Source organism: Providencia heimbachae ATCC 35613 (assembly GCF_001655055.1).
Taxonomy (GTDB): domain Bacteria; phylum Pseudomonadota; class Gammaproteobacteria; order Enterobacterales; family Enterobacteriaceae; genus Providencia; species Providencia heimbachae.
This window is the reverse complement of the sequence record NZ_LXEW01000017.1, coordinates 96167-102166: the sequence shown is the minus strand read 5'-3', so window position 1 is coordinate 102166 and position 6000 is coordinate 96167. Positions and strand designations below refer to the sequence as shown.

4 protein-coding genes are annotated in these 6000 nt (G+C 39.3%); all 4 read right to left on the bottom strand.

Annotated features, from left to right (window positions below):
- Positions 1 to 427: 427 nt before the first annotated feature.
- Positions 428 to 739 (bottom strand): YfiM family lipoprotein, encoded by a 312-nt coding sequence (locus M998_RS06040; RefSeq protein WP_375342646.1) that lies wholly within the window; start codon positions 737 to 739, stop codon positions 428 to 430.
- A gap of 106 nt (positions 740 to 845) precedes the next feature.
- Complete coding sequence (gene pssA / locus M998_RS06035) at positions 846 to 2201, bottom strand: CDP-diacylglycerol--serine O-phosphatidyltransferase (RefSeq protein WP_068441356.1); 1356 nt, start codon at positions 2199 to 2201, stop codon at positions 846 to 848.
- Positions 2202 to 2354: 153 nt separating this feature from the next.
- Complete coding sequence (locus M998_RS06030) at positions 2355 to 5000, bottom strand: bifunctional acetate--CoA ligase family protein/GNAT family N-acetyltransferase (RefSeq protein WP_068441359.1); 2646 nt, start codon at positions 4998 to 5000, stop codon at positions 2355 to 2357.
- A gap of 248 nt (positions 5001 to 5248) precedes the next feature.
- Positions 5249 to 5950, bottom strand: coding sequence for a tRNA-uridine aminocarboxypropyltransferase (locus M998_RS06025; RefSeq protein ID WP_068908051.1), 702 nt, complete (start codon positions 5948 to 5950; stop codon positions 5249 to 5251).
- Positions 5951 to 6000 lie beyond the last annotated feature (50 nt).

Genomic DNA, 6000 nt, shown 5'->3' with positions numbered 1-6000 from the left:
TCGAAACCCCGTAATGAAAATTACGGGGTTTTTGTATTTTTATTTTGTTATATCAAAAAATAAAAATAGAGATCGTTACTAAAAATAGCATATTTTTTCAACTCAACTCAACTCAACTCAACTCAATATATTTTATTATCGCTAATAGACTAACAAACCTTAAGCTCAATTATATTTTAAGTGAATGCAGAATTGATAGTTTGGCCTCAGCCATCGTTTTATTTAGATCGTCGACAAGCGGTACGCATAAACTAAAAGGGTAAGTTGCTTGAATATAAAGTAGTGAGCATCAACTCACCATTAAATAAGAAATTAGGCTGCGTGAGTTTAGCGATTTTTTAAAAAGTGAGGATATGAAATATTCATAAATGAGATTAAATAATGATTTATCTGGTTGTATTGAGTCATGCCAGTAAAGCATAAAGTTTTATTTAAAAGTTTGATACAAGCTATATCCCGCTATAGAACCAGCGACATCATAAGCAAAGTCGTGCCAACTCCAGCCTGTCCCTTCAGGGCGGCTATCATAAAATTCTTTCGCTGCACCAAGTGATAATGAAAATAAAACGCCAAATTGGGCTGCATTTCGATGCTGTATATTTTGCTTGTCAGCATAAGCATTGCCTGCCGCAGCCATTGCGGCGGAGAAAGCAAAGTGTTGTGCTTTGTCTTTACCTTTCCAATTATCATTTGCCCAATGAAATCCAGAGCATCCAGTTAAGGTGATAAATAGAGTCATCACAATTAAAACTTTAAGTGTTTTAATTCTCATTATATTGTTTATCAATAGTTATAGTAGATAAAAAAACGCCACTTAATGAAGTGACGTCTTGATATTAACTGGCTTATAAAATACGACTGATTAGCCTGTCAACACGGATACGTCGTAACCGTCGGATAAGCTTCTTCACTTTAACTGGATAGGTTTGAATGCTATCGAGTTCACCGTAGTGCCCAACAACTTTTGTATGTGTACGAATACACTCAAGCTCATGGTTACGTTGTTCTTGTAACTCTTGCTTTGGATCGTGGAATAATACGGCATTTTCAAGGTCTAATCCCCAAGCTCGAGGATTTAAATTGTTACCTGTGATCAATTGCCACTGATCATCGACCCACATTCCTTTCAGATGGTAGGTATTATCACCATCTTTCCAGAGCCTAACAGTCAGTTGCTTCGTATCTACAAATCGTTGTAATCGACTGATAAACCGGCGCAAATTTATTTCGTACAAATACGGTAGCGCGCCAATTATTTTAAAAGGCTCTTCAGGTGGAATATAAAAATCATTCGCGGTTTTATCGCCAATAATAATTTCAACTTGTTTGCCTTCTCGCAGCAATCTACTGATGATCCGAACAAGGATAGCGGGAAGATTAAAATAAGGCGTGCAGATAGTGAGTTTATTTGCCGTGGAACCCATTAAATGAGTAATAACTCGGTTTAAATCATTTTTCTTACCAAGGCCGACAAAGGGGGTGACGGCAAGCTCTTCATTAGAGGCATTCCCGACGAATTGATAAGATTGTCTTCTTAATGAAAGGCGGAATTGTTTAATTAAGTGTTTGAATTCAGTAGTTTTTGGTCGATCTGTCTTATTTAATAGGTGAATAGCATCTGATTGAAGTAATGCATTATCAATAAACTGCTTCATCGAAGCGGTTAGTTGACTATTTTTGATGATTTGATACCGGTCATAACGGTATTTTTCATGGCGATGTAAGTAAACATCGTTAATACTCGCACCGCTATAAATTAAAGTATCATCAAAAAGAAAGCCTTTAAGGTGAAGTACACCCAATGCTTCACGTGTATTAACCGGGATCCCAAAAACAGGAATATTGACATTAGGGTAATGCTGAGAGACTTCATAATACCAGTCAGCATTCGTCAAATTTGCGGCTGCGCCGATACGACCACGTTGAGCTCGATGCCAATCAACGAGCACTTTGATGTCAAGGGATGGGTTAGCTTGCTTTGCTGCATATAAAGCATGAAGCACATCCTTCCCTGCATCATCTTTTTCTAAATACAGAGCCGCAATGTAGATAGTCTTTTGAGCCTGAGAGATTTGCTCAAGCAGAGCATCACGAAAATCTTCTGTCTTATATAGCGTTCTAACATCAGCAACGGATTGAGACAATTTAGGCAAATTAGCCAAATATTGTTGATGTTTTGCTTGTTTTAATTTTGACAACATCACAGTGTGAATCTTCTCTTATTAGTCTAATAGCAACTCGCTTTGCACAAATATTTAAGCGAATGATCTAGGGATGATAGCATATTTAGCCAAGCCGTTAGGAATAAATTGAACATCTGTTTAATTGTTATACAAGTTACCGTTTATGCATCTTTAAAGGTGTCGTGTTAAATTTACGACACCATCTTCGAACTGAACATCGACTTCAAAGCCTAATTTTTTCGCGAGGCTGATCATATTACGATTTTCTGGCATGGTAATAGCTGTGAGCTTTTTAATCCCATGTGAACGCGTGTAATTTAGTAATTTTTGCATTAGTTGGTAACCAAGAGTTTGCCCTTTCATATCAGAGCGAACTAAAACAGCAAATTCTGCTTCTTGATTATCAGGATCGGCCATTGCACGAGTAACACCAATGATTTCAGGAGTGGCATTGACGTTTTTAACTGCGACAAATGCCATTTCTCTGTCGTAATCAATTTGCGTCATATTGGCGAGGTCATCGTGAGTAAATTCACTAATCTCACTAAAATAACGATAGTACAAATCTTCTTTAGTGACTTGTTCAATGAAGGATTTTAACAGAGGTTCATCTTCAGGAAGAATAGGGCGTAATAAGCAGGACTCATTGTCTTTTAATTGGATTGTTTCTTCGAGTTCGCTGGGATAAGGGCGGATAGCGAGTCTTGATGTTGGCGTATCCTCTATAGTACTCAGCGTCATAGAGACATCGAGTAATGTAAATTCGTTACCTGCGGCAAGTAATGGATGTATATCTAGGTGAGATATATTTGGGCAGTCAATGATTAGATTTGAGACTCGCACTAATAAGCTGGCAAGGCCGGGAATATCCAGTGGCGCTAATGCGCTTCTCGCCTTAATTTTATACCCCTTAATTGCATTGATAACTAAATATCGAGCTAATGCAAGATTAAGAGGGGGTAGGGCGACAGCGGCTTGGCTTTCTTGTTGCCATTCAACTCCCCCTTCTCCTAACATTATCAATGGACCAAAAACGGGGTCTAATTCTACTGCAATTCTCAGCTCTTGGGCTCCTGCGCGGTTTGCCATACTTTGTACTAATAAGCCTTCAATTCGTGCATTCGGAAAATTGGTCGATACGCGTTCAATAATTGCTTTTGCCGCATCTTCAACTTCTTTAGCATTACGCAAATACAGCATAACCCCTTGAACTTCGGATTTATGTACAATATCCGGTGAACGTAGTTTTAAGGCGACGGGATAGCCAATTTTTTCCGCAATTTCAATTGCTTCATTACTTGAGTGAGCAATCCATGTTGGTAGGCTATTTAAGCCATAAGCTTTTAAGATCGGCTGCACTTCGTGGGTATCTAAATGAAGATTATTATTCTGCAAAGCTTGTTGTATATATTGGTGAGCTTGTTGGGTATTAGCGGTTATTCCAATGGGTAGTGCCGGGGTCTCTTTAAGCTGTTTTTGGTTTCGACGATATTCCACCATATGCATGTAAGCCGTAATCGCACCTTCTGGTGTTCGATAGGTTGGAATGCCAGCTTCACTAAATAATCGACGCGATTCTTGAGACGAGTATTCACCACACCAATTTGTCAGAATAGTTAGCCATTTGCCTCTAGGGTGTTGTTTGATGGCTTTAATAATTTTTTCAGCCATGGTTTTACTTTCAGTAATGGCGCTAGGGGTATGGATTAACAGCAAAGCATCATGATCGTGGCTATCAAGCATCTTATTCAATACGTTGATATAACGATCCGCTGTTGAATCATCACCGAGATCAATTGGGTTATGAGTTGAGAGATCGAGAGGTAAAAGTGCACTTAATTCATTTTCAGTTTCGGTGCTAAGTTTGGCGAGTTTTCCATTTCGCTGGAGTAGTTCATCCAATGCCATGGCGGCTGGAGCCGAACCATTGCTTATAATCGATAAGCGTTCACCGCGTAAAGGTGTCATATAACTCAGTGTTTCTACCGCAGAAAACATCTCGTGAGTATCTTGTACTCGAAGCAGGCCTGCTCGTTGTATCGCTGCATCATAAGCTGCATCTAAACTTGGTTTTTCCCCAAGTAATTCTTGTGCTTTACGAGTTCTACCGCTTTTTATCACTAATATAGGCTTGTTGCGTGAAGCGCTACGAGATGAAGAGAGAAAACGCCGCGCATCACTAATATTTTCGAGAGAGAGCAAAATTGCGCTGGTTTTACTATCACGAGCAAGATAATCAAGCAAATCATCAATGTCGATATCGATGCTATCGCCTAATGCAATAAAATAAGAAAAACCGATATCACGGTGCCTTGCCCAATCAAGAACAGTATTAGACACCGCTGCTGATTGCGAAATAAATGCCAATTTTCCTTTTAAAATTGGAATAGGTGAAAAGCTAGCATTTAACCCTTGCCATGGTGCTAAAAAACCTAAGCTATTAGGACCGAGTAGCCGAATTTGATATTGCTGCGCGATTTTTTTTAGCTCATTAAATTGAATCGATGGTGAAGAAAGAATAATCGCGACATTACAGCCAGCTTCTCCGAGTTGACGCAAGCATTCAATGTTTCTTGAGTAGTGTGTGCAAATCACAGCAAGGTCAGGTTTAAGTGGGAGTTTATCAATAGAGGGATAAGCGAGAACGCCAAGAATTGAATTTCTATTTGGGTTAACGGGTAAAATAGGACCTTTAAAACCGCTGCTGAGTAAGTTTCTCATCATAACCGAGCCTGCCCGGCTAGGGTTTTCTGATGCGCCAATCACCACAATTGACTTTGGCCTGAATAAAGATTCTAACTGACTCACTAAACCCATGGCAGGTAACCTTTTACTTTGGTGAGCGAAGGATTTCGCCCTATTGATATTGAGAGCTGAAGTGACACTTGCGTATATTAAAAATGAGCTTATACCAATACTATGCCGCATCTTTTCTATAGCGCTAGTTTATCCTGTTAATTTAATTAAATTATACAAGCATGTTCACGTTTTATGATGAAGGTTATCTGAAAATATGTGCTTATTGATACTGCGGATAGAAAAACTAAAGGCAGTACCCTAAAAAGCTATCGAGTGGTTTCAGCTAAAATTAATTTTGAGAGAGGATGAGAGGGCTTACCTTGAAGATACTTGTATTTGAAGAGGTTAAAGTGGCTAAACAGTTGTTGTGATGCATCGAGATCCCCAGCAAGCTCTAATATTGTTGCTGCGACTTCGGCTGTACAGTGCTGCTCTTCTTTTGAGGGGGTACGCAGTAAATAGTCTGTTCTTACTTTGGTATTAATTGATAGCATGGGTATGTTATCTAAATAAGGGCTTTTACGGAACATTTTACGGGCTTCGGGCCAAGTACCATCAAGCAAGATAAAGAGAGCTGGTTTATCCGAAATATTTGGCTGATTGACAACAACACGGTCATTTTGAGCATAACTTTCGGGAAAAATAAGATAAGGCTGGCGAGTGGTATCTTCTAGCGCTGCTAATAGTTGCGCGTCTGGATCGGTTCTTGACCATTGAAAAGCCAGTGTATCAGGTAATACGTCAGCAATAAGTTTACCCGTATTACTTGGTTTAAAAACTTCACCATCGAACATGATTAAACAAAATTGGCTATTCGCTTGCACAGAAACTGTATCTGAACATAGACATTGCGGAATTGGCAGTAAGCAATATTGGCAACGTTTTACTCTACAACCTCTTGCTTTAAAAGGTTTAGTTGAAAGAGCAAGACGCTGTTGGCGTAAGTGGTAAACCGCGTTTTTAGTCATGTTAATTGGGGGGGTTCAGCCATAGCAAAAATGAGGCGCACATTGTACGT

What these genes read in the sequence shown, in the direction of transcription:
- M998_RS06040 (WP_375342646.1), bottom strand. Translation starts at nt 739, where the DNA reads ATGACTCTATTTATCACCTTAACTGGATGCTCTGGATTTCATTGGGCA.
- pssA (WP_068441356.1), bottom strand. Translation starts at nt 2,201, where the DNA reads ATGTTGTCAAAATTAAAACAAGCAAAACATCAACAATATTTGGCTAAT.
- M998_RS06030 (WP_068441359.1), bottom strand. Translation starts at nt 5,000, where the DNA reads ATGGGTTTAGTGAGTCAGTTAGAATCTTTATTCAGGCCAAAGTCAATT.
- M998_RS06025 (WP_068908051.1), bottom strand. Translation starts at nt 5,950, where the DNA reads ATGACTAAAAACGCGGTTTACCACTTACGCCAACAGCGTCTTGCTCTT.